Annotated in this window: 22 protein-coding genes and 1 rRNA gene; 16 read left to right on the top strand and 7 right to left on the bottom strand. The window is 41.2% G+C overall.

Features of this window, described 5'->3' with window-relative positions; genetic code table 11:
• Nucleotides 1–78: 78 nt before the first annotated feature.
• From rrf to ihfA, 6 genes are all read left to right on the top strand, one after another.
• Nucleotides 79–193, top strand: a 5S ribosomal RNA gene (gene rrf / locus NH153_RS12875).
• A gap of 550 nt (nt 194–743) precedes the next feature.
• Nucleotides 744–1,799 carry a DUF2066 domain-containing protein gene (locus tag NH153_RS12880; RefSeq protein ID WP_063704518.1) on the top strand — a complete coding sequence of 352 codons (1,056 nt, stop codon included), beginning with the start codon at nt 744–746 and terminating at the stop codon, nt 1,797–1,799.
• Nucleotides 1,799–2,509, top strand: a complete 711-nt coding sequence (gene hda / locus NH153_RS12885; RefSeq protein ID WP_171038282.1) for a DnaA regulatory inactivator Hda — start codon at nt 1,799–1,801, stop codon at nt 2,507–2,509. The genes NH153_RS12880 and hda overlap by 1 nt, the downstream gene beginning before the upstream one ends.
• A 76-nt stretch (nt 2,510–2,585) precedes the next feature.
• Nucleotides 2,586–3,566 carry a phenylalanine--tRNA ligase subunit alpha gene (pheS, locus tag NH153_RS12890; protein WP_062568835.1) on the top strand — a complete coding sequence of 327 codons (981 nt, stop codon included), beginning with the start codon at nt 2,586–2,588 and terminating at the stop codon, nt 3,564–3,566.
• Nucleotides 3,567–3,581: 15 nt separating this feature from the next.
• Entirely contained in the window at nt 3,582–5,969 is a 2,388-nt protein-coding gene (pheT, locus tag NH153_RS12895) for a phenylalanine--tRNA ligase subunit beta (RefSeq protein WP_063704520.1), read from the top strand.
• 2 nt (nt 5,970–5,971) lie between these two features.
• Complete coding sequence (gene ihfA / locus NH153_RS12900; RefSeq protein WP_002960690.1) at nt 5,972–6,271, top strand: integration host factor subunit alpha; 300 nt, start codon at nt 5,972–5,974, stop codon at nt 6,269–6,271.
• 56 nt (nt 6,272–6,327) lie between these two features.
• Here ihfA and NH153_RS12905 read toward each other — a convergent pair whose 3' ends face one another.
• Nucleotides 6,328–7,134, bottom strand: coding sequence for a DUF2989 domain-containing protein (locus NH153_RS12905; protein WP_063704522.1), 807 nt, complete (start codon nt 7,132–7,134; stop codon nt 6,328–6,330).
• A gap of 174 nt (nt 7,135–7,308) precedes the next feature.
• Between NH153_RS12905 and NH153_RS12910 the strand changes: the two genes are divergently transcribed.
• The 9 genes from NH153_RS12910 (at nt 7,309) to ccoG (ending at nt 18,965) form a co-directional block, all read left to right on the top strand.
• Nucleotides 7,309–8,751: a glyceraldehyde-3-phosphate dehydrogenase gene (locus NH153_RS12910; RefSeq protein ID WP_063704524.1), complete on the top strand. Its 1,443-nt coding sequence runs from the start codon at nt 7,309–7,311 to the stop codon at nt 8,749–8,751.
• Nucleotides 8,752–8,952: 201 nt separating this feature from the next.
• Complete coding sequence (locus NH153_RS12915) at nt 8,953–10,080, top strand: M14 family metallopeptidase (protein ID WP_063704526.1); 1,128 nt, start codon at nt 8,953–8,955, stop codon at nt 10,078–10,080.
• A 285-nt stretch (nt 10,081–10,365) separates the two neighbouring features.
• Nucleotides 10,366–11,868 (top strand): alanine/glycine:cation symporter family protein, encoded by a 1,503-nt coding sequence (locus NH153_RS12920; protein WP_063704528.1) that lies wholly within the window; start codon nt 10,366–10,368, stop codon nt 11,866–11,868.
• 151 nt (nt 11,869–12,019) lie between these two features.
• Complete coding sequence (locus NH153_RS12925) at nt 12,020–12,346, top strand: hypothetical protein (protein WP_063706116.1); 327 nt, start codon at nt 12,020–12,022, stop codon at nt 12,344–12,346.
• 1 nt (nt 12,347) lies between these two features.
• Nucleotides 12,348–12,629 carry a YeaC family protein gene (locus NH153_RS12930; RefSeq protein ID WP_063704530.1) on the top strand — a complete coding sequence of 94 codons (282 nt, stop codon included), beginning with the start codon at nt 12,348–12,350 and terminating at the stop codon, nt 12,627–12,629.
• A complete protein-coding gene (locus tag NH153_RS12935) occupies nt 12,619–15,300 on the top strand; it encodes a DUF349 domain-containing protein (RefSeq protein ID WP_063704532.1) in 2,682 nt (893 codons plus the stop codon). Before NH153_RS12930 ends, NH153_RS12935 begins: the two co-directional genes overlap by 11 nt.
• A 55-nt stretch (nt 15,301–15,355) precedes the next feature.
• Nucleotides 15,356–15,913 carry a YceB family lipoprotein gene (locus tag NH153_RS12940; RefSeq protein WP_063704534.1) on the top strand — a complete coding sequence of 186 codons (558 nt, stop codon included), beginning with the start codon at nt 15,356–15,358 and terminating at the stop codon, nt 15,911–15,913.
• Between the two features lie 111 nt (nt 15,914–16,024).
• Nucleotides 16,025–17,431, top strand: coding sequence for a sigma-54 interaction domain-containing protein (locus NH153_RS12945; protein WP_054553081.1), 1,407 nt, complete (start codon nt 16,025–16,027; stop codon nt 17,429–17,431).
• A 151-nt stretch (nt 17,432–17,582) separates the two neighbouring features.
• Complete coding sequence (gene ccoG, locus NH153_RS12950; RefSeq protein ID WP_063704536.1) at nt 17,583–18,965, top strand: cytochrome c oxidase accessory protein CcoG; 1,383 nt, start codon at nt 17,583–17,585, stop codon at nt 18,963–18,965.
• A 37-nt stretch (nt 18,966–19,002) separates the two neighbouring features.
• On the opposite strand, the gene NH153_RS12955 is transcribed toward ccoG, so the two are convergent.
• The 3 genes from NH153_RS12955 to NH153_RS12965 all read right to left on the bottom strand — a co-directional run bounded on the left by NH153_RS12955 (nt 19,003) and on the right by NH153_RS12965 (nt 21,164).
• Nucleotides 19,003–19,419, bottom strand: a complete 417-nt coding sequence (locus NH153_RS12955) for a hypothetical protein (protein ID WP_063704538.1) — start codon at nt 19,417–19,419, stop codon at nt 19,003–19,005.
• Between the two features lie 185 nt (nt 19,420–19,604).
• On the bottom strand, nt 19,605–20,510 hold the full coding sequence (locus NH153_RS12960) for a M14 family metallopeptidase (protein WP_063706118.1): 906 nt from the start codon (nt 20,508–20,510) through the stop codon (nt 19,605–19,607).
• Nucleotides 20,511–20,573: 63 nt separating this feature from the next.
• Entirely contained in the window at nt 20,574–21,164 is a 591-nt protein-coding gene (locus tag NH153_RS12965; protein ID WP_063704540.1) for a hypothetical protein, read from the bottom strand.
• Nucleotides 21,165–21,316: 152 nt separating this feature from the next.
• Between NH153_RS12965 and NH153_RS12970 the strand changes: the two genes are divergently transcribed.
• Nucleotides 21,317–22,354 carry an AI-2E family transporter gene (locus NH153_RS12970; protein ID WP_063704542.1) on the top strand — a complete coding sequence of 346 codons (1,038 nt, stop codon included), beginning with the start codon at nt 21,317–21,319 and terminating at the stop codon, nt 22,352–22,354.
• A gap of 210 nt (nt 22,355–22,564) precedes the next feature.
• Here NH153_RS12970 and NH153_RS12975 read toward each other — a convergent pair whose 3' ends face one another.
• From NH153_RS12975 to NH153_RS12985, 3 genes are read right to left on the bottom strand one after another with little or no spacing between them, the layout of a single operon-like run.
• Nucleotides 22,565–22,981 carry a hypothetical protein gene (locus NH153_RS12975; RefSeq protein WP_063704544.1) on the bottom strand — a complete coding sequence of 139 codons (417 nt, stop codon included), beginning with the start codon at nt 22,979–22,981 and terminating at the stop codon, nt 22,565–22,567.
• A complete protein-coding gene (locus NH153_RS12980) occupies nt 22,968–24,305 on the bottom strand; it encodes an ATP-binding protein (RefSeq protein ID WP_063704546.1) in 1,338 nt (445 codons plus the stop codon). The genes NH153_RS12975 and NH153_RS12980 overlap by 14 nt, the downstream gene beginning before the upstream one ends.
• Nucleotides 24,299–24,973 (bottom strand): response regulator transcription factor, encoded by a 675-nt coding sequence (locus NH153_RS12985; RefSeq protein WP_063704548.1) that lies wholly within the window; start codon nt 24,971–24,973, stop codon nt 24,299–24,301. The genes NH153_RS12980 and NH153_RS12985 overlap by 7 nt, the downstream gene beginning before the upstream one ends.
• Nucleotide 24,974: the final 1 nt, after the last annotated feature.

Below are 24,974 nucleotides of genomic sequence, written 5' to 3' on the forward strand. Positions count from 1 at the left end.
ACTAAAGTAGACATTTACTTGATATCAGAATTCCAAATTTATTAATTTGCTCAAAAGAGCGAATTAAAACCAAATTTGCTTGGTGACAATAGCGTTTTGGACCCACCTGACCCCATGCCGAACTCAGTAGTGAAACGAAACAGCGCCGATGATAGTGTGGCATTTGCCATGTGAAAGTAGGACATCGCCAGGCTCCAAATTAAAGAAAGCCCGATTCGAAAGAGTCGGGCTTTTTTGCGTTTAGAGCTATCAGCTTTCAGCCGTCAGACGTCAGCTGAAATACAGAGATATCAGAGGTCAGATATTAGATGTTAGTTGAACTGCGGGGTGATTTGTACAGAGTCACCCTCAGCAACAAACCCCGTAGGAGGCACTTCAGTGCCGAATCTAGACCATAACAAACATATTCATGGCTAAAGCCATTCCTACAAGTACACTTTGCCTAGAACCTAGAACCTAGAACCTAGAACCTAGAACCTAGAACCAGAGGAAGACACAGCACAAAACAACCCCACCGCGCGGCTGATCGCTGACGGCTGAAAGCTGATAGCTCTGTGTTGGGTTTCGCTTCGCTCTACCCAACCTACACCAGAACTTAAAACTTTACTCTTTCAACTTTCCCCTCGCTAACTCCCAACTTGTAACTCACGAAGTTGCTCATCTGCCGTTCATTAAATTAACTTTGCTTTGTTTATGGCTTTGATTTAGGATCAAATCAGTTTAAAAGCAAGAACTAATGGCCTGTGTCTAGATTACTTATTTGTTTATTATTATTTTTTTCGAGTGCTTCAACCTTTGCTGTTGAGGTGACTAACCTATATCAAGATACTCTTAAAGTTGCAGACAAATCACGTGATGCTCGTTTGTCAGCAAGTCGTGAAGCGCTGCTAAATGTGTTGGTGAAAGTAAGTGGGGACACAAGCGCAGATCAAAACCCTGTAGCTAAAGAACGTACCCGCGACATTTCCGATTACATGCTCAAATTTGAATATGATGAAAAAGCAGATGGCAGTTTAAATCTAGTTGTTAAATTTGAAGCGAATAAAATTAATGCATTGATCAAAGATCTTGGCCTGCCTCTTTGGGGGACACGTCGTCCTTTAGTGGCTATCTGGTTAGCTATTGAAGATAACTGGCGCCGTGAACTGGTGACTCAAGAGTCATATCCGCAGCTTGAACAGCTTATATACGACAAAGCTGGCCGTCGTGGTTTACCTGTCGTTGTGCCACTGCTTGATTTAGAAGACCGTGCTATTGTTGGGATACCAGAAGTATGGGGTAATTTCTCTGAGCCGGTAGAGCGAGCGTCGAGTCGTTATAGTGCAGAGCGCAGTATTACTGCAAGAATGTACCAACAAGCAGATTCAGAAACCTGGATCCTTGATTGGCGTTTCACTAATGCGGAATTATTCGATACTAATCGTTTGATGGGTGATAAACAGCAAATTGTTGCAGATATGATTGATAGTCTAGCAGGTGGCTTAGCAGCAGAATATGCCATTGATCCAACGATGATTGGTCAACTTGCGACAGCAACCTTCTATCTAAAAGGTATCAATAACTTTGTTGATATTGAATTTGCTAAACGCCGTTTAGAGAGCTTAAGTGTTGTTACTCGTGCCGTAATATCTGTGCGTACACCCGATACCGTACAATTTACAGTAAATCACACAGGCAGCATGAACGACTTTAGAAAAGCGTTAGAACTTGATAATGCCTTTAAAGCGTATCAAGACCCGCGTGATTTTTACCAAGTGGTCAATAAAGACGAGCTTGAATATCAGTGGCAGGGGCTTTAATCGCAGTGCAAGAACCAATGCAAATGGCATTGCCAGTTACTTTGCCAGATGATGAAACATTTACTTCTTATTTTGGTGGCGAAAACTCGCTTGAAGTGAGCCACCTTAAAGATGCGTTCACAAAGCTGAGTAACAAATTTCAATATACCTATTTATGCGGTTTAGGTGATTCAGGTAAATCGCATCTGTTGTACGCGACCTGTATTCACGCTCAAGAGCGCGGTTTATCAACCATGTTACTTTCAATGCGTGAAGTGATTGACTACGGTCCTGTGGTACTTGAAGGTCTCGAAAACCTTGACGTGTTATGTATTGATGACGTTCACTTGGTGGCAGGCAACGATGCATGGGAGAAAGGATTATTTAACTTTTTCAATCGCTTCAATGAGCCTGGCAAATACCTTGTGGTCACAGCTGATTTATTACCTGACATGCTACATATCAATTTACCTGACTTAGTTTCGCGTTTGAAATGGGGCACAACATTACAGATCCGTTCAATGAGCGATGATGACAAAGCCGAAGCGCTCGTACGCCGTGCTCATATGCGTGGCCTTGAATTGACGGATGAGTGTGCGCGCTTTTTATTAACGCGATTAAGCCGTGATATGCGTGCATTATTGGACGTTTTAGACAAACTTGACCACGCCTCAATGGCTGCACAAAGAAAATTAACAATTCCTTTTATAAAATCAACGTTAAAGCTTTAGTAGGGCTAGAATCTAGTCCTTGCTTTCAGTTATCATTAGCTATTACAAAATCCTTCTGTGAAAGACCAGGTACTCAATGAACTTAGAAAATATTTTAGCGCAAGCACTTGAGGCTGTTGCCAGTGCGAACGAAATCGCGCAATTAGAAGATATCAGGGTTAATTACCTTGGTAAAAAAGGTGAAATCACCAACTTACTTAAAACGCTAGGCAAGATTGCCCCTGAAGAGCGTAAAGAAGCGGGTCAAGTGATTAACCAAGCAAAACAAGAAGTACAAACAGCCATTAACGAAAAGCGTGAGTTACTAGCAAGTAAGGCTCTTGAAGAGAAGCTAGCGGCAGAAACGATCGACGTAACTTTACCGGGTCGTGTTATGCCAACAGGTGGCTTACACCCAGTAACTCGTACTATTGAACGTATTGAAAGCTTTTTTGGTGAGTTAGGTTTTGCGGTTAAGTCAGGTCCTGAAGTTGAAGATGATTTTCATAACTTCGATGCGCTAAATATTCCTGAGCACCATCCTGCACGTGCTGATCACGATACTTTCTATTTCAACCCTAAGCTTGTGTTACGTACACAAACAAGTGGTGTACAAATCCGTACGATGGAAACTGAGCAGCCACCACTGCGCATCATTTCTCCAGGTCGTGTTTATCGTAACGATTACGACCAAACACACACGCCAATGTTCCATCAAGTGGAAGGCTTAATGGTTGATACAGATGTAAGCTTCACTGAGTTAAAAGGTATTCTGCACGACTTCTTACGTAACTTCTTTGAAGAAGATATGGAAATTCGTTTCCGTCCTTCTTACTTCCCATTTACCGAGCCATCAGCTGAGGTTGATGTTATGGGTAAAAACGGCAAGTGGTTAGAGGTATTAGGCTGTGGCATGGTTCACCCTAACGTTCTTAAATCAGTGGGTATTGATCCAGAAAAATACACAGGCTTTGCATTCGGTATGGGTGTTGAGCGCTTGACGATGTTGCGTTATGGCGTAAATGACTTACGTGCATTTTTCGAAAACGATTTAAAATTCCTAAACCAGTTCCGTTAAGAGTGAAGATATAAAATGAAATTTAGTGAAAAGTGGTTAAGAGAGTGGGTTAACCCAGCAATCGACACACAGGCTCTTTCGGAACAGTTATCAATGGCTGGTCTTGAAGTTGACGGTGTTGAGCCTGCAGCGGCTGAGTTCACAGGCGTTGTTGTTGGTGAAGTGGTTGAGTGTGGTCAACACCCGGATGCTGATAAGTTACGTGTAACTAAAGTAAACGTAGGTGGTGATGAGCTACTTGATATCGTGTGTGGTGCACCTAACTGTCGCCAAGGCTTAAAAGTCGCTGTTGCGACTGTTGGCGCTGTATTACCTGGCGACTTCAAAATTAAAAAAGCCAAACTTCGTGGTCAACCTTCACACGGTATGCTGTGCGCATTCGTTGAATTAGGCATCAGCGAAGAAGGCGATGGCATCATGGAATTACCAAGTGATGCGCCAATCGGTACTGACTTACGCGAGTATTTAAACCTGGACGACAGCATTATTGATGTTGACTTAACACCAAACCGTGGTGACTGTTTAGGTATTAAAGGTCTAGCGCGTGAAGTGGGCGTACTGAATAGTATTGATGTTAATACACTTGAAATCGCACCTGTTGCGGCGACGATTGAAGACAAAGTATCAATTGAGCTTGTAAATGATGATGCGTGTCCTCGTTATTTAGGTCGTGTGATCAAAGGTATTAACCTTGATGCAGAAACACCACTTTGGATGGTAGAAAAACTTCGTCGCAGTGGCATTCGCTCAATTGACCCAGTTGTTGATGTTACAAACTACGTGTTATTAGAGCTTGGTCACCCAATGCACGCATTTGATTTAAATGCAATTGAAGGTGGCATTAAAGTACGTAGCGCGAATGCAGGTGAAGAAATCGTTCTTCTTGATGGCAACACTGCAAAACTTAACGAGTCTACACTTGTAATTGCTGATCACAACAAAGCGCTTGCTATTGCAGGTATTTTTGGTGGTGAAAAATCAGGTGTAACGGAATCAACGTCAGATATCTTATTAGAAAGCGCCTTCTTTAACCCGGTTGCGATTGCTGGCCAAGCGCGTAGTTACGGTTTACACACCGATGCGTCACACCGCTACGAGCGTGGTGTGGATTTTGCGCTGCAAAAAGATGCAATGGAACGTGCGACAGCATTATTACTTGAAATTGTTGGCGGCGAAGCCGGCCCTGTAGTTGAAGCAGTCGCTACTGATAAATTACCAAAAGTAACAGAAGTGCGTTTACGTCGTGAGCGTTTAGACCGCGTAATTGGCCATCACATTGATGATGCAAAAGTAACTGACATCCTAACCCGTTTAGGTTTAGACGTGAAAATTGTTGATGGTGTATGGAGCGCTGACGTACCTAGCTATCGCTTTGATATTCGTATCGAAGAAGACTTAATTGAAGAAGTTGCACGTGTTTACGGCTATAACAGCATTCCAAACGTTGCACCAACTGCTAAATTAAAAATGACTAACCATGACGAGTCTCATGTTGCGGTCACTAAGTTCCGCAATACGCTTGTAACACGTGGTTACCAAGAAGCAATTACTTACAGCTTCGTTGATCCAAAAGCACAAGCTATTTTACACCCACAAAGTGATGCACTTGTATTGCCACACCCAATTTCGGTTGAAATGTCAGCAATGCGTGTAAGTTTAATGCCGGGTCTATTAGCGTCATTAGTTTACAATCAAAACCGTCAGCAACCACGTGTACGTTTATTTGAGCATGGCTTAAAATTCTTACGTGACGAGAATGCAGAAAACGGTGTAAACCAAGTTGCTGTTATCGGTGGTGTAATCTCTGGTCTTGCACACGGTGAACATTGGGTTCAAGAAAAGCGTAGCGTTGATTTTTATGACTTAAAAGGTGATGTTGAAGCACTTTTAGCAATTAGCAACGATACTGCACGCTTTGAGATAAAAGCAGAGCAGTCTGACGGCTTACACCCAGGTCAATCAGCGGTTATTTATGTTGATGGTAAAAAAGTTGGCTTCTTTGGTGCAGTGCACCCACAGGTGCAAAAGTCACTAGATATCAACAACACAGCATTTGTGTTTGAAATCGAAATGTCTGCACTAGAAAAAAGAAAATTACCAGAAGCGGTAGCAGTGTCGAAATTCCCGTCAAACCGCCGTGATATCGCGATTTTAGTGGAAGATCACGTAAAATCTGGCGATATTTTAAATGTCATAGAAAAAGTTGGCGGAAATCAATTGGTTGACCTAAACTTATTCGATGTGTATAAGGGCAAAGGTATTGAGCCAAATTATAAGAGTTTGGCGATTGCTCTAACACTGCAAGCGGTTGATAGAACGCTCGAAGAGAAAGATATCAATCAAGTAGTTGATAATGTGGTGGCCGCATTGGCCGAACAATTTAACGCATCGTTGAGGGACTAGATATGGCGCTTACTAAAGCCGACATAGCTGAACACCTATTTGAAAAACTCGGGATCAATAAAAAAGATGCCAAAGATTTAGTTGAAGCGTTTTTTGAAGAAATCCGCTCAGCGCTAGAAAAAGGCGAGCAGGTTAAGCTCTCTGGATTTGGTAACTTTGATCTTCGAGATAAGAAAGAACGTCCAGGCCGCAATCCGAAAACAGGTGAAGATATCCCTATTTCGGCACGCCGAGTAGTGACTTTTAGACCAGGTCAAAAGCTCAAGACTCGTGTAGAAGTTGGCACAAGCAAAGCAAAATAAGAAAAGGCAGCGTTAGCTGCCTTTTTTATTTGTTTAAAAACATTACTTGCGAGTGGCTAGAATCCGCGCGGCGACACAAAAGTGCCGGCTTGGATACTGTCGTAAGTTTTTTGTGCTAAATCATCTAGGCTGTCTAGGCTCTTACCAATGGCAGCGAGTTGATGTTCGATAGGTAAAATATCGACATTTTCATACCCTGATAATTGTGCCACGCGTGCAAAAGTGTATGCGTGCTTATACTTTTCGTGTTTGTAAAATAAGCTGACCAGAGTCGGGTAGATCTCTGGATTCGGTGTTTCACCTGCTTTATTTAACTCGAGCGTTTTGTATAGCAAATCAATGGTTTTTTCATCATCAAACTTCACGTAGTAGCTTGCCAAGAAAAACTGCATCTCAGCATCTTCGGTCACCCGTTTATCTTGTTTTTCTTCAAGGGCGAGTAGTTTAGTTAACGCTGATTGGTCGTTATTACGTGACCAATGGTAATACAACAAACCTGGATGGTTTGTATTTTTGGTATCTTGAAAAATACGTGTCATTTCTTTAATGCTTGTTAAATGACCTTCAACGCGAGAGGTGGTTTTTTCTTTTAGTTTTATATGCTCAATCTTGGCCGCAAGCGACACACACTGATCGTATTTCTCGAAATCTTTTAATAATTGGTATTTGTTTTCGTCTGTTGGCGACTTATATTCAACATAACGTTGAATGATGACCTCGGCACGTTGCTCTTTACAGTGACTGTCTTTATTTAAATCACTACAGAAGCCAGGCGTTTCGTCGCACACATTCGCTAGTGTAAGCGGATCTTCACAGCCTGCTAATGCCAATAAACCAAGCAACACGCTTGCTCTTAATAACATTCCTTAACCTCAACTTAATTTGTACTACTTTATTCTAGCGCAATGATTTGCTCTGTAACAGTGGAGAATCGTTCGAGTTTAAATTAGAATACCCCTGCCTGAGATGTGTTGCTCTCAAATCACAACACATTTTTTAAGGCTATCCGTTCAAAATTGTTTAATTAGGTAAAAAAAATGACCTCATCTCACGAGTTAGAATACACAAGCAGCTGGCAAGAACGTCAAGATTACGCAGAAAGTATGCAACCTATCATTGGTAGACTTTATCGTAATCGTGGTATCGAAATCGCTGTATATGGCCGTCCTCTCGTTAATGCCAGTACAATCGATATCATCAAAGCGCACAAAACAGTTGCTCAGTTTGAAGGTACAAAACTACGTTTACGTGAAAGCTTCCCTTTCTTAGAAGCGATTAGCAAAATGGAATTAAACTCAGCACGTATCGATATTGGTAAACTAGCGTATGGTTATTTGTTTACAGATGCTGCAAAAGGTCGTTCAGTTGAAGAATACTTAACTGACGAATTAGCAGAAATCGCAAACTCAGAGCGCAAAGAGCCACGTGATGTTGTGTTATACGGTTTCGGGCGTATCGGCCGTTTATTAGCACGTCTATTAATCGAAAAATCAGGTCCTTATGCAGACTTACGTTTACGTGCAATCGTTGTTCGTGGCGGTAAAGACGGTGACCTAGAAAAGCGTGCAAGCTTACTTCGTCGTGACTCTATCCACGGTCCATTCAATGGCTCTATCACAATTGATAAAGAGCGTAACGCAATTAAAGCTAACGGTAGCTACATTCAAGTTATCTACGCTAACTCTCCAAGCGAAGTAGATTACACAGCTTACGGCATCGAGAATGCACTTGTTGTTGATAACACAGGTATCTGGAAAGACGAAGCAGGTCTTGGTCAGCACTTAGAAGCAAAAGGCGCAGCAAAAGTATTATTAACTGCACCAGCTAAAGGCAACATCAAGAACATCGTATACGGTGTAAACAACCAAGATATCAAACCTGAAGATAAAATTGTCTGTGCAGCAAGCTGTACAACCAATGCTATTACCCCGACGTTAAAAGCACTTAACGATAAGTTTGGTATCAAGAATGGTCACGTTGAAACAGTTCACTCGTACACAAATGACCAAAACTTAATTGATAACTACCACAACGCTGAGCGCCGTGGTCGTGCTGCTGCACTTAACATGGTTATCACTTCAACGGGTGCTGCAAAAGCGGTTTCTAAAGCTTTACCTGAGCTTGAAGGTAAACTTACAGGTAACGCTATCCGTGTTCCTACACCAAACGTATCAATGGCAATCTTGAACTTAAACCTTGAAAAAGGCACTACAGTTGAAGAACTAAATGCGTTCTTACGTGAAACTGCACTTTACTCAGACCTTCGTGACCAAATCGATTACACAGCGTCTACTGAAATCGTATCGACTGACTTAGTGGGTAGCCGTTACGCAGGTGTTGTTGACTCACAAGCGACAATCGTAGATGACAACCGTGTTGTGCTTTATGTTTGGTACGATAACGAGTTTGGTTATAGCTGTCAGGTAGTACGTTGTATGCGTGACATGGCTGAAGTAACTTTCCCAAGCTTACCTCGCTAATAGCTAAAAAATAAACAATCTAGAAGCCAGCATTATGCTGGCTTTTTTAGTCGTGAAAGTTTTTGCAAATTTTCTTCATGTGGTAGGCTGTGCTACGTCTACACTAATTTACTAACAAAACGTTCTACCAAAGAGCGTTGACTTAATTCTTAACTAACAAGCGAATAGCTAAGAATTATTTTTAACCAATAGGTTTATAGAATGAAAATCACCAGCAATTTTGACAGTGGTAATATCAAGGTTATTGAAGCCGTTGATCCGCTGAATATTCAATTAGAAATTAATAAAGACAATCAGTCTGATTTTTTCCAGTGGTTTCACTTTCGTCTTGAAACAACGCCGTTTCAAAGCCATAAATTACACATTAATAACTTAGAAAACTCAGCATATCCTGATGGTTGGGAAGGTTATCACGCGGTTGCATCATACGACCGTCAAACTTGGTTCCGTGTGCCATCTGAGTATGCAAACGGCACGCTATCATTTGAAGTAGAGCCTGAGTGCGGCAGCATGTACTTTGCTTACTTTGCCCCATACAGCTACGACCGTCACTTAGATTTACTTGCATGGGCACAAAGCCAACATGCGTGTGAATTAGAAACATTAGGCGAAACCCTTGATGGTCGCGATATGAGTGTATTACGAGTGGGTATTCCTAGCAGTGACAAGAAAACAATCTGGATCACAGCACGCCAACACCCAGGTGAGACAATGGCCGAGTGGTATGTTGAAGGTTTGCTTCATAAACTACTTGATGATGAAGATCCACATGCAGCAGCATTATTATCAAAAGCCGTATTCTACATTGTGCCAAATATGAACCCTGATGGCAGTGTGCGTGGTCACCTGCGCACGAATGCTAAAGGCGTTAACCTAAACCGTGAGTGGCAAACACCGAGCATGGAAAATAGCCCTGAAGTATTCCTAGTGCTAAATAAAATGCGTGAAACTGGCCTTGATATGCACCTAGACATTCATGGCGACGAAGCTATTCCTTATAACTTTGTTGCGGGCAGTGAAGGTATCCCGGGCTACGATGACCGCTTAAAAGAGTTAGAAGATAGCTTTAAAGCTGCGCTTTTAACAGTAACGCCAGAGTTCCAAGACGAGCACGGTTACCCTAAAGATGAACCGGGCCAGGCTAATCTAACTGTTGGTTCTTCTGCTGTCGCGCATGAGTTTAATGCATTAGCGTATACAGTAGAGATGCCATTTAAAGATAACGATGATTTACCAGACCCTGATTACGGCTGGTCAGATCGTCGCTCGTATCAATTTGGTCAAGATACGTTAGCGGCTATCGTTAACGTGGTTGATAAATTAAGATAACGAACCTTACGGGCATCAGCAAAACTGATGCCCGTAATTGTATCTGCTAACTGAAAAATGACGGTGCAGAGCAGGATGCATCGAATGTTAACTAGGTAGGTACATTTGTCATATTGAAAATTAACTGTTAACAAACTTGGTTGGTTTAAGTTAATATTCAATACGTTCAGCTGAGAGGTAATATAATTTTAAATTTATTTCTCACAGTCATCATGTCGCGCATTCTCACAAGCCCACGCTGAGTATCGTAACTAACAATAAAAAATATAATCATAGAGGATATCCATGGAAGCTTTAGTAAGCGCCGTTAATGACATAATTTGGAGTAATGCACTCATTTATTTATGTCTAGGTGCAGGTCTGTTTTATTCCGTTTTAACCCGATTCGCGCAAGTTAGACATTTTAAAGAAATGTGTAAGTTATTGCTTAGCTCTAATAATTCAGATACGGGTATTTCTTCGTTCCAAGCGTTAGCTGTATCATTATCGGGCCGTGTTGGTGTAGGTAATATTGCTGGCGTTGCAGCAGCTATTGGCTTTGGTGGTCCGGGTGCAATTTTCTGGATGTGGGTAGTTGCGTTCTTAGGCGCAAGTACTGCGTATGCCGAGTCAACCCTTGGTCAAATTTATAAATCAGAAGAAGATGGTCAGTACCGAGGTGGTCCTGCTTATTACTTTGACCGTTGCTTACAGCAAAAGTGGTTAGCTGTATTATTTGCAGTCTCAGCGATTATTGCCTGTGGTGTATTCCTGCCGGGTGTTCAAGCGAATGCAGTCGGTAATGCATTTACACAAGTTTTCGGTGAAGGCACTCTCGTTAGCACCAGCTTTGGCGAAGTAGGTAGCTTTAAGTTAGTTGCCCTTGCAATCATCTTAATTGTGCTAGCGTTTATTATCTTTGGTGGCATTAAGCGTATCGCAAACTTTACACAAATCGTGGTGCCATTTATGGCGCTAGGTTACATCGTATTAGCGTTAATTGTGGTGTTTTTAAACTTAGATAAAGTACCAGGTATCTTCTCAATGATTTTATCTGATGCATTCACAGCACAAGCAGGCTTTGGTGCTGCCATTGGCTGGGGTGTTAAACGTGGTATCTACTCAAACGAAGCTGGTCAAGGTACGGGCCCGCATGCAGCTGCAGCAGCTGAAGTTGATCACCCAGCACAGCAAGGCTTGGTGCAAGCGTTCTCTGTGTATGTTGATACTATTTTTGTGTGTACCGCAACGGCGCTAATGATTTTAATCACAAATCAATACAACATTGTGGGTGAATTACCTGCGGGTCAATTTATTGTGCAAAATGTTGATGCAGCAACAGAAGTAGGCTCAGCTGCTTTCACACAAATGGCGTTATTTAGCGTATTTGGTGGGTTTGGTGAAGCGTTTGTAGGTATTGCCTTATTCTTCTTCGCATTTACGACCATTCTTGCTTATTACTATATTGCAGAAACTAACGTTGCTTATTTGAACCGTTACTTCAAAGGTAATATTCCACTGGTTGCCGTGAAACTTGTGATCATGTTTATGGTGGCATACGGCATGGTAAATAGCTCTGGCTATATCTGGAACATTGGTGACATTGGTGTAGGCTTAATGGCATGGATCAATATTGTCGGTATATTAGCTATTTTCTTCGTCGCAAAACCAGCGCTTAACTGTTTACGTGATTACGAAGATCAAAAGAAAGCCGGTGGTGAAATTACTTTTGACCCAGTTAAATTAGGCATTAAAAATGCGACTTTCTGGGAAAAGCGTTTAGCTGAAAAGGCGAAAGAGAAACAATAAATCTGGTTTTTGAGTTTTTGTAGAGGATTTAGTTGTGCAGGTTTTCGAATCTTCACAATTGAGTGAAATTCAAATAAGACATCGACTCATAAAACAAGTACAATAAAGGGCGCCTAAAGGCGCCTTTTTTATGCGTATTATGGAGAAAGATATGGCGATTATTAGTTGCCCGCAATGTGCAAAATCAATATCTGACAAACATAAACAATGTCCGCATTGTGAATGCCAAGTCACCGATCTAAGCAATGAGCAGTTGCAGCAAATGCAAAAAGAAACGCGTATTCGTAGACAACAAAAGTTTATGAATCAGTCTTTCCTCGCACTGATTTTATTTTTAGGGGGCTTTTTCTGTTTTTATTTTATGCACCCCGAAGCAAAATCTCCTGAGTGGTATGCCTATTCAGCGGCAATGGCAGTAGGTTTTGTGTGGTATATCATAAGCCGCATTTATTTAGTTGTTTTGAAAAAGAAAAAGTAACATGAATATTGATCACATCGTAAAAAATATCACCCCAGAAGTATTTGAACGTCTTCAGTATGGCGCCTCAACGGGTAAATGGCCCGATGGCACACCGTTAACTGACGAACAAAAACAACAAACCGTTCAACTCGTGATGCTTTACCAAGCTAAAGTTTCGCAAACCAATGAGCAGTTTACCATTGGCGCAAATGGTGAAATGGTGCAAAAGAGCAAAGCTCAATTGCAAAAAGAATTCGCATCAGAAAATGAAATAGCTAGGTTTAGTGAAAATGATCTTTAAACACCTGTTTACTCCGAAATGGAAGCACCCTAAAAGCCAAGTTCGTTTAGCCGCGGTTGAACGCCTTGATACAGAACGTGACCTTAGCATCTTAAATAGCATTGCCCTTGAAGATAGCTCAGCTGAGATCCGTAAAAAAGCCTTAAACAAAGTCAATGATCTTGTATTATGGTGGCAAGTTTATAAGCAAGACCAAGCACTTAAAGAAATTGCAGAGCAGCATATCAACCAAGCGGTTTTAAATACCGATAGCAAATTAGATGCAAATATCAAAAACGAGTTTATTGAGCGTTATGCGCCAGTAAAAACACTCGAAAAGCTAGCGTTTGCTGAAAAAGAAATTCAAGTTCGCGTTAAATTATTAAAGCGTTTAGCCAATCCAAGCCTAATTGATAAAGCCTTTAAAGAAGGCCGCGAAGAGCTGCAATTACAGCTTGTTGAGCTTGTTATTAACCACCAACTTGCAAAACCACTACTAAAACATGCGCAAGGTGAAGCACACACACAACTGGCGACTCACCTTGAGAATGAACGCTTAGCGATAGAAATGCCCGCCAAAGTAGAAGCAGATACACGCGTGGTATTGGCAAAGCTGAATGCGCTGCGTGATAAGCATGATTTTCAATTAGTATCGATGCAACATGCTGAATTATTACAGCAGTGGCAAGCTATCGAATTAAAGTGGCTGAGCGAAGAACAAGTCAGCACACTTGATAAAAAGTATTCAGCAATTACGCAAAAGCTTGAGTCTCATATTGCACAACTAAGCAAAGAGCATGAAGCTGCACAGCAAGTGTTAGCTGAGCAACAGCGTCAAGTATTAGCGCTTGCGAGCCTTGAAGCAATTGGTGAAGAAATAGAAAACGCTTTGCAATTAGGCTTAGAAACGCCGGAGCAAATTCAGCAAGATTGGCTTGAGGCTAAAGTTGCAGAGGCAAAAGATACGCTAGTAGAGGCTAACTTAACTGAAAATCAAAATGTCCGTGATGTAAAACAGCACTTAACAAATTTATTCAATCAAGTTGAACAGTTACCGCAGCTAGTTAGCGCGATTGCTGAGTTTAAAGAGGCATTTGATAAATTAAACACGGTGGCAACGTCTGAAGACGAAAACGAGTTTGATAGTCTAAAACAGCAGTTTGAACAACAACAAAAACTTGCACGTAAAAAGCTGGCAAGTATTCCTAATCGCTTACAAGGTCGCTTTAAAGCAAATTTAGCTGAAGCAGTAAATAGCTGGCAGCAAGCGATGGCACCGCTTACTAATAAGTTTGAGAAGAACCAACAAGCAGCGAAACGTAAAGGCCGTGATGTAAAACGTTTAATTGAGCAAGGTCGCTTTAATGTTGCATTTGGTGTATTCAAAGGCTTTGAAGAGTTATATGCCACGCTTACAGAGTATTACAAGCAGCCATTAACTAGCTTAAAAGCTGATTTAGAAACACAATTAGCAGAAGCAAAAGATTGGCAAAAATACGCATCAGCGCCAAAGCGTGATGCATTACTCGTGGAAGTAACTGAACTTGCTGCAACTGAGTGTACTGACCCTAAACAACGTGCTGAACAAGTTAAACAGTTACGTCGTCGTTGGAATGAATTAGGGCGTCTAGATACTGATGCAGAAAAGCAACAAGGCGAGTTATTCGATCAACACATTGAATTACTGTTTGCGCCGTGCCGCGAGTATTTTGCAGAGCAAGAGCAGCAACGTGAGCAAGCTAAAGCACAGCGTGTTGAAATAATCACGCAAATGCAGCAGCTTACTGAGCTAAATACTCAGTCTGACGAGTTCGATTGGAAGCAGTTTGAAAGTAAATTTAATCGAATTGCAAAGACATGGCGTTCAGCGGGTAATGTTGACCCTAAAACGTATCGTGAGCTGCAAGCACAATTCAAAGCTGCACAATCACAAGTACAATCTCAACTAATTGCATTTCATAAAGCAAATGCTGAACAAAAAGCAGCACTTGTTGAGCAAGCAACACTGTTATCGCAGAGCGATGATTTAGCGGCTGCATGCCAAGAGCTTAAAGCGCTTCAACAAACGTGGCAAACAATCGGCTTTGCTGGAATGAAGGCAGAAAACACCTTATGGCAGCAATTTAGACGTGTTAATGACGACACTTTTGCGAAGCGTAGCGCTGAGTTTGAACAGCAAAAGCAAGTTCAGCAGCAAAATGATGAAGTTGCAGCAGCGCAGTTAGCTGAGCTTGAATCTGCACTTGAGGTTGTCGTTCATCTTGCACAGCTTAAAGATTTAACAGTAAAGCTGGCAGAGCTTGAGTACTCAAAAGCGTTATCAGCGCGTGTAGCTCAGTTAGAGGCTGCGATTAGTGCAAAAACAGCGCTAATTAGCAAGCAAGCTGAGCAGTCTAAGTTAACGGCTTTATTTGCTGCTCTTGAGAGCGGCAGAGAACTGCCATCGCAGTTCCAAGCTTCATTAATAACTAATCTAAACGCTGCGCAGCTGTTAACTCGTATCGAAATTCTAGCGGGCGTTGAATCGGCCGATAGTCAGTTACGTATGACAGAGCAAGTTGCGATGTTAGATGATAAACACCGTGGCGAGCACGCAGATGTTTATTATTACTTAAAGCAATTACTTGCAGTCAGTGAGGGTTCAGTTTCAGCTGACACACTAGCAAGGCTTAAAGCAATATTTGCAATTTAACGAATAAAAACCGCTTTTTATAGCGGTTTTTTTCCGTGTTTTTTTGAGGAAAACAATGAGAATTTTATTACTACTTACCTGTTTATTTTTAGGGGCTTGTAAAAGTACAGATCAAGGGATGTCGGTGTACTCGTTTACCAATTCAGAAATTGAAGCAGCCCTTGCTGATCAATTACCAAAATTAAGTGAACAGATAAAATTGATGGGCTTACCTGTTGATTTTGCTGTAAACGACCTAAGTGTCAATGTTGGCCCAGATAAGCGTGACGTGGTGGTTTTAGGGGCTGATTCTAGTGCTGTTATTAAAGCTTTCGCACTTAAGTATCCAGTACGCTTAAAGCTGCAAATCGAAGGTAGCCCATTTTATGACAGCGAGAAAAAAGCAGTCTTTTTACGTAATGTAAAATTGGTTGATACAACAATCGACACCGCGGGTTTCAAGGGCAGCTTAAACTTATTAGATGATCAAGCAATGCAAGTGATTAACGGCTTTTTAGCGGTTAACCCCGTCTATAAGCTAAATATGAATGACCCTAAAGTCGCATTATTGAGCAAATTACCATTAGATATGAAAGTATCTCAGGGTGAAATTATCTTAGTGCCCACACTGTAAAACTCTTTGATATTTTAAAGCGGCTTCATGCCGCTTTTTTTGTAATTGCTTGTTAAGCAAATTTAACCTTGTCATAATTGCTCGTGATATTTCGCGAGTTGAGTGATTGCTATGATCAAGGAATTTTTAAACGACCCCACATTATTACTAAATGCTGTAGGCGAAGGTATTTATGGCTTCGATTTATCGGGAAATGCGGTTTTTGTAAATCCTGCTGCTGAGCGCATGACCGGCTGGAAAGCAGACGAACTCCTTGGTAAAAAAATACACCAATATCATCACCATACACGTAAAGATGGCTCACCATATCCCGCAGATGAATGCCAAATATATTGCACTATGTTTGATGGCAAACATCGACATGTAAACGATGAAGTATTCTGGCGTAAAGATGGAAGCTATTTTGCCGTTGAGTATACTTCAACACCAGTCTATAAAAACGGTGCCTTGATTGGTGCAGTCGCGATTTTTCGCGATGTATCAAAACAGCAGCAAACAGAAGTGGCTTTACGTGACGCACTAGCGCAAGTTCAACATTTATCTGAGCAGCTACAAGCTGAAAATGCGTACCTTATTTCAGAGTTAAACGAAGATTGGCAAGACTCAGGTTTGGTCGGCCAAAGTCATTCGTTTCAAAGTATGCTCGAGCAAATTACCCTGGTAAGCCAAACCAATAGTACGGTTTTGATTTTAGGTGAAAACGGCACAGGTAAAGAGCTGGTGGCACGAAACCTTCACCGTTTGAGTAATCGTGCTGAGCAACCTTTCATAAAAGTAAACTGCGCGGCGTTTTCAGCCAACTTAATTGAATCTGAATTATTCGGTCATGAGAAAGGGGCGTTTACCGGTGCTAATGAACGCAGAAAAGGGCGTTTTGAACTGGCTGATAAAGGCACTCTATTTTTAGATGAAGTGGCCGAGCTGCCATTAGAGGCACAAAGTAAATTACTGCGCGTGCTACAAGAGCAAGAGTTTGAGCGCGTCGGGGGCAGTCAAACCTTAAAAGTGGATATCCGAGTGTTAGCTGCAACAAATCGTAATTTGTGGCAAATGGTTGAGCAGGGCAGTTTTCGAATGGACTTGTATTATCGCTTAAATGTGTTTCCTATTCGTGTGCCTGCGCTTCGTGAGCGAAAAGAAGATATTCCACTACTCGCAGCAAATATTATTACGCAGCTGAATAAGCGCTTAGGTAAACAGTTAAAAGGGCTAAGCAAAGCAACACTCACCAAACTGGCGAATTATGATTGGCCAGGCAATATTCGTGAGCTACAAAATATCCTTGAGCGTGAAGCTATTTTGTCTAAGCAAACGGTACTGCAGCTTTCAGCACCTTTGAGTAACGAGCAATCAAATGAGCAGGTGGTTTCTCTTGATGCAGTACAAAAGCAGCATATTTGTGAGGTGCTAAAGCGCTGTAACGGGCAAATATCAGGTGAAAATGGTGCCGCAACCTTGCTGGGACTTCCAGAAAGTACCTTGAGATCAAAAATGAAAAAGCTAGCTATAAAACGGTAATTCGCGATATATCACGACCATTCGCGATATATCGTGCTTTTTAGGGGTTAAATGTAAATTTAGTCGTTTAATATCAATGGTTTATTTTTATTTTGTGTTGGCCTGATAGTTGCTCTATCAGGCTATTACCGACACAAAAGTAAGTAGCAAAATGAAATTTGATATTAAAGAGCAAGACTTAATCATCAAGCCCTACAACCAAGAAGGGCCAATTTATATTCGTGAGCAAAAGGGATACTTCCAACGCATCCGTCGTTATTTAGGCTGGGTGCTGATGCTGACATTTATCGCCATTCCGTGGATCCCCTATGATGGCCGTCAAGCCGTATTACTCGATGTAGCCAGCCAAAAATTTACCCTATTTGGTTTAACGCTGTTACCACAAGATTTTATGATCTTAGCCATGTTATTTATGACAGGAGCGTTTGCTTTGTTTTTCGTCACTAATTGGTTAGGGCGTGTTTGGTGTGGTTACACTTGCCCACAAACAATTTGGATGCTGATGTTTACTTGGGTCGAACACAAAGTTGAAGGTAATCGTAATCAGCGCATTAAACTTGATAAAGCAGATTGGTCAGTGAGTAAATGGCAAAAGAAAATCACTAAGCATGCAGCTTGGCTGGTGATCTCTTTGCTTACATCGATGTCATTTATGGCTTATTTCATCCCCGCTAAGTCTTTATACATGAGCTTATTTACCTTAGAAATGTCTGGGATTGTCAGCTTTTGGGTATTCCTGTTCGCATTTTGTACCTATGGCAATGCGGGATTCTTACGTGAAAAAATGTGTACTGTTGCATGTCCATATTCACGATTTCAATCAGTGATGTTTGATAAAGACACGTTAGTTGTTACCTACGATCAAGCGCGAGGGGAGTCTCGTGGTGCACGTAAGCGTAAAGCCGATCCTAAAGAGTTAGGCTTAGGTGACTGCGTAGACTGTAACCTATGTGTCGAAGTATGTCCGGCGGGTATAGATATTCGTAATGGCTTACAGTATGAATGCATAAACTGTGGCTTATGTATTGATGCATGTGATAGCACTATGGAAAAATTCAACTATCAAAAAGGCCTGATCAAATACGCGTCTGAAAAACAAATGGAAGGCAAAGCGACCAACCCATTTAGGTTAAAACTGCTTGGCTATGGTGGTTTAACGGCGCTGTTTGTTGTGGGCATGGTTGTGTGGATGGCAATGCGTACACCTATAGAGGCTTCTGTCATTCGTGACCGTAATGCACTGTATCGTGTTAATTTTGAAGGCTTAGTTGAGAATCCATATACCTTATCAATTATCAACAAAACACAGCATAGCTTGAGCTATTCAATTGGTATCAGTGGTATTGAAGAAGCAAGCTTACAAGTACCAGATACCATTACGATTGAAGCAGGGCAGATGAAACGTGTGCCTGTCACTGTGGTTGCAGATGGCTACGAATTGAAATCAAAAGTAACGCCTATCAGTTTTCACATTCAAGCATTAGAAGATGCTGATATCGCAATAACTAAAGAAACTAAGTTTTACCGAGATTAACCTCAATCACGGCTCCAGAAACGAAAATGGCTTGTTTTTAACAAGCCATTTCTGCGAATTCGAGCTGCTTCAGGACATACGCTTTAGCGCTGTCTAAATCATCAAATAAACAGTCCATTATTTGAATCGGTGATTGCGCTTGCGCAATGATGCGTTTCATCTGATTAAGCACAATAGACGAACTAAACATATAAGCAGTTGCGATACAATTAGTGCCGTGTAGAGCACGAAATAAATGCGTGAAGCCGCGTTCGGCATCAGGGGTAGTAGCAAGTAATTGGGTAGAATGACTAATATACGCCCACGGCTTTCCAGCTAAAGCAGAAATATGCTTTTTTAAATCGACTGCAAAGTCATTGACCAAACGTGCGTTAATATTACCAGAAAATTGCCCAATAATAATTGGACCATCAGTGATGATACTGACACTGCCATAGTGATTCTTAAATTCCAATTTGCTTCCCTTTTGAATTAAAAAGAGCGCGAATTTTATACAATTCTATGTATGTGTCTAGTTATTTAGTATACAAACTTTAAAAAACATAACTTTTTCATTAAATTTGTATATGTGTAAAATTTATCTGGTTATTTAGGTTTGGGGTGGATAAATCATTCACCCCACATTTAAAATATAACTAACTATTTGTTAACAATATAGTTCAAAGCACCAGTAATTGAGGCGACTTGTGCATCAATACAAATTTCATCATTTGCGAGTGGACTATCAGGGTAAACCTCTGTTGTTGTGACATATTCTGCATCTGTTAAGCCCATACATAACCCCAGTTTTTTCGCTTCGTAATTAATTACACCAAACTGGGTTTGTGGTACACCAATCAACTGGTTATTCTCATCACTTGGTGCGATGTGGGTTACTTTTTCAACTGATTTTATAATCGCTGTTTGAAATGCATCATGCGGGCGCTCACTATCAGCGACAAGATAAAAGCCATCAGGGATGTTCCAGTTATCGTGTGTCGTTGCATCACGTGCAGCCAAAGCAGGGCGAAACTCACTATTATCAGTATCTGTTGTCTCATGCAGGTCAATATGCACATAAGGTGCGATTGCGTTGTCGGCTAAATACTGCATAATTGCTGCTGACTCTTCAGCCGGACTATCTGCATAGAATGAACGATTTGGATCCGTGGCATTTGGATTCCAGCGGTTAATCGTTTCATAACCCCACGGGCTAATACACGGAGCCACTAAGATATTAAATTCAGCAAAATAATCTTTTGCGTTTTTCTTAGCAAACGCTAAAGCACCGTGCACACCACTTGTTTCATAGCCATGCACACCACCGGTAACCAAGACAGTTGGTTTATCAGCGTGCCATTGCTTGCTCTTTAAAATGTAAAGTGGGTATTTGTCGCTGTCGTAACTTAATGCGCCATATTGCTCAATGTTGAAATCACTTGATAAAGAGTCTAGTTGCGACACAACATCATCTAAATAACTACGTTTTACTGTTTGTAACTCAAACCATGCTTTTTTATCTGCGTCGTTCCACGGTTTACCAGGGGTTCCAATCGGATAACTCATAAAATACCTTGTTTTGACTTGCTGCAAAACGCCAAGCTTATCTAAGCTGTTAAGCTGCTGCAACTAGATAAGCTCAGTCGTAAAGTTACCTTGCTCGTACAGCTTTGCATGATGGTGCTTATGGGTCTCAAATAAGTATTTACGCAGTGCATCTTCACCTTGGCACACTTGCACTATTTTTCCGGCAATTCCTTTGCTGGTCGTTCGTATTGGCTTCACACTAAGAATAATGTGATCTTCAGTAGGTAAATTAAATGCCAACAGTATCTCTTTATTAAGATCGGGTGATTGACGCTTTAGCTTGAGTAACACGCCTGTACTTGATAAAGACAGTATCTGAAATTGCTCTGTGTGAATTTCAAGTTCAGGGGTACGCCAGCTGCGTTCGATACCCTTAGTATCGATAACTTCTGGTGCGCTAAGTACGGGGATCAGTTGGCCATGTTCGTCATTAGTAAATTCAAGCGGAAACCACAACTGATAAATCCCTACTTCAGCCAGTAGTGTTAGTTTGGCATTGGTAAGTAAGCCGTTTAATTTATCAGGTAAATTGAGCCTAACAGACATTTTTGTGTCGGTTGGATCGCTGTTAGTCCGTTCAGCCTCGAATAAACGGTTGAAAAAAGTAAGTTCTTGGTCGGATAAATGTGCCATATAAAGCTCCTTTTAAAGCACGCTTAATTATATGTATCATAAATTGTTCAAATTATGCACGTATAAAGAGCATTAATTGTGCCAGCTGCTTTGAGATTTATTTTGCGGCGTATTTCACTTACACTGTTAAAAAAACTAACAAGGATTTTATTTTGTCGAGCCTGACTGGTGTAAATAAAAGTTTAGTGATATTTGCTGCTTTAGTCGTTGTTTTAGCGGGTATTAAAGCCGCAAGTGTGATTGTTATTCCATTTGTATTGGCGGCTTTTATTGCCATTATTTGTAATCCCTTAATCCGTTTCTTTGCCAAATACGGTATCCCTAAAGGGATTGCTGTTGTGTTTGTGATGCTGATGATCGTCGGTGTAGGGATAAGCCTTGCCGGGTTGGTTGGGCAATCTATGACCGATTTCTCTGAAAAACTGCCTGAGTACAAAGCACAACTAAAAGAAGAGTTTGTCTGGGTGGTTAATGTTGCCGCAAGTTATAACATTCTGATTGATAAAGAGCAGATCATCTCTTTATTCGATCCGGGTAAAATGATTGATGTTGCAACCAACATGCTGACTGGCCTTGGTGGGGTGATGGCGAATCTGTTTTTGATCATCCTAACCGTGGTGTTCATGTTATTTGAAGGACCTATGCTGAGCAAGAAAGTGCACCTTGCATTGGATGATCCTGAAATGAAAATGCAGCAAATTGATCGCTTTTTAGATTCTATTAATTCTTATCTTGCCATTAAAACCATGGTTAGCTTAGGCACAGGTATACTTGCAGGCTTTATGCTGTGGGCACTTGATGTTGATTACTTTGTACTGTGGGGTGTAGTGGCGTTCATGCTTAATTATATTCCTAACATTGGGTCTATCATTGCAGCTGTTCCTGCTGTACTACTTGCTTTGATCACTCAAGGCCCATTGGTTGCAGGGTTTATTGCTGGTGGTTATTTAGTGATTAATACCGTAATGGGAAACATTGTCGAACCGCGCTTTATGGGTAAAGGGCTGGGTTTATCGACGTTGGTGGTATTTTTATCATTAATTTTCTGGGGTTGGTTGATGGGTACCGTGGGTATGCTGTTATCAGTTCCATTGACCATGATAGTTAAAATTGCTTTAGAAACCAGCCAAGAAGGGAGATGGCTTGCTACCTTGCTTGGCAATGGCGAAGAGCTAAAACTTGAAGATTAAAAAAGGCGCTTAAGCGCCTTTTTATCTTTCAAAATGATTAAGTGTTATACCAATTCGCTTAATTAAATGGTCTATTTTGAGGCAATAAAACCTCGTTGATAACAAGGCAAAAATTTCGTTATTTAGTTGTTCTAAATCAGAAATTTTTAACGCAGGTAGCGACAGGTTTAATCCCTCAAAATGATTAAGTATTATTGCGGATTGGTATTATTACTTTAGAGGCCGTTGTAAAACCTGTATATGGCTTTTCAGAATTTCAATTTCACATTGCTTGTAGGCAATGGCAGCTTTCGTACCATTTGGCATTTTTTGTAAGTAGCGCCAGCGACAACTGTCTTCTAAATAACGCTCCTGGTTCTTGATGCTGCGATTGAATATAGGCAGCAATTGGCTGTTACCGCTATCTTCTTTAATTTTTTCAAGATCCATCGTGAGCTTATTAATCCACATCTTTTGGTCGCGATGCAAATCGGCAATAACTTGATCAAGACATTGAATGTAACGTTTAGTCTCATCTGTATTGTTACTCGTAAGCTCACAACTTTGCTGAGCTTGAGTATGCGCTGAACCCGCGCATAGGGCTAGTAGCATACCTTTAATAAGTAACGATTTTTTATTTCTTATCATTGTAATTAAACTCTAATATAAACTCAGCACCCGCTAGTTTCTCTGCATCTTTAATGGTTAAGGTGCCGTTATACGAGTTGACTAAATCAGACACGATAGCCATGCCGACACCGTGGCCGCTTTCGTAGGTATCGAGTCTGGTACCGCGAGTCAGTAATGATTCACGCTTGTGTTCAGGGACACCTGGGCCATCATCACTAATGCTGAGCGTTAACTTTTTGTTCTGCTTAACCTTTATATCGACCTGTGAGCGGCAAGCTTTACAGGCATTATCGATTAAATTACCGAGTAGTTCCATTAAATCGGTTTTATCACCCAAGAAATAGTCTTTTTCTGTGACTTCACAGGTGAAAATAATATCTTTGTCGCGATAAACTTTGCTCATTGCGCTTAAGATTGAATCAATAACAGGCTTGATGTGAGTTTGTTTTTTCCAGGTGTCAGACGCACCTGTGGCAGCACGTTTTAATTGGTGTTCGATCATCACGTTGATGCGGTCTAACTGCTCTTGTGCATCAGCATCATTGGCCAAAGGACTAGATTTAAGCACCGCTAATGGTGTTTTTAATGCATGAGCAAGGTCGCTCAATGAGGCGCGATAACGCTCTTTTTGGCGCTGCTGTGATTCAAGTAATAAATTTAAATCGGCTTTAATGGTTTGCAGCTCAACTGGGTAAAGACCTTTAATTTGTTGGTTATCACCCGATTCAATAGCTTTAATTTCTTTATCGAGTCGTTGCAGTGGTCTTGCACTCCAAACAAAACCAATCGCCATTAGCGCAGCAATGGCCACACCCATGATATACATCCAATTTACGAGTGTTTGTTTAAAGCCATCCATCAGCCTGAGTAGGGCATCATTACGCTTTAATAAAATGAAACGCGCATGCTCAGATTGGTCAATGTTTTCTAAAATAACGGTAAGCGTTAATTGCCAATACACAGTATTGTTGTATTCAACACGGCGAAAATCCGCAGAGCCTGCAGGGGCTTCAAAGTTATCAGGAATAAAATTGATATTGGTCGCTGATTCAGAATACCAAACGGGTAAGTCACCGCGATAAATCATCGCGTAGGTATCTGAATTTAGTCGGTTTAGCTCTGGCGTTAAGATAGTACTTGGCATAACAATGCCGCGTTCAGTGAAATCGACTTCAGAGATTAATGAATATAAGTGAGCTTCGAGGGTTTTTTCGGTCGCTTCGACCAAGGAGGCGTAGTAAGCCTTACCAATTGAGAAAAACAGAATTGGTAGGGCGACTAATAAAACAAAGACAAGGATAAATCCTTGCCTTACTTTAAGCGGTATCTGCGATGCTACCACTGACTTTTTAGCCTATAACCACGGCCGCGTAATGTTTCAACTGGGTTAAGGGTACCGTCAGGGTCAAGCTTCTTACGTAAACGCAACACGAATACTTCGATTACGTTTGAATCAAGATCGAAGTCTTGGTCGTAGATGTGCTCTGTTAGTTCAGATTTAGAAATTACCTTTTGTGGATTAACCATTAGGTATTCTAAAACTTTGTATTCGTATGCTGTTAAGCTAAGTTCTTTATCGTTTACCCATACTTGCTGTGAGCGAGTATGAATTTTGATAGGACCTGCTGTCATTTCTGGGTTTGCTTTACCTGCGCTGCGGCGGATAAGGGCATTACAGCGAGCGATTAGCTCTTCAACGTGGAAAGGTTTAGTAAGGTAGTCATCTGCACCTGCGTCTAAGCCTTCTACTTTATCTTGCCAACGGTCACGTGCCGTTAAAATCAAAATAGGAATGGTAATACCTTGCGCACGAGCTTTGGTAATTAATTCGATACCATCTATTTTTGGTAAGCCTAAATCTACTACCGCCATATCAAGCGGGTACTCGGTAATATGGAATAAACCAGCTTCACCATCGTGACAAAGGTCTACGCTGTAACGCTCTTTTTCTAGGGCATTACGAAGGTTATCTGCTAAGTGTAAATCATCTTCAATAACTAAAATTCGCATT

Source organism: Pseudoalteromonas gelatinilytica (assembly GCF_001641615.1).
GTDB lineage: Bacteria > Pseudomonadota > Gammaproteobacteria > Enterobacterales > Alteromonadaceae > Pseudoalteromonas > Pseudoalteromonas gelatinilytica.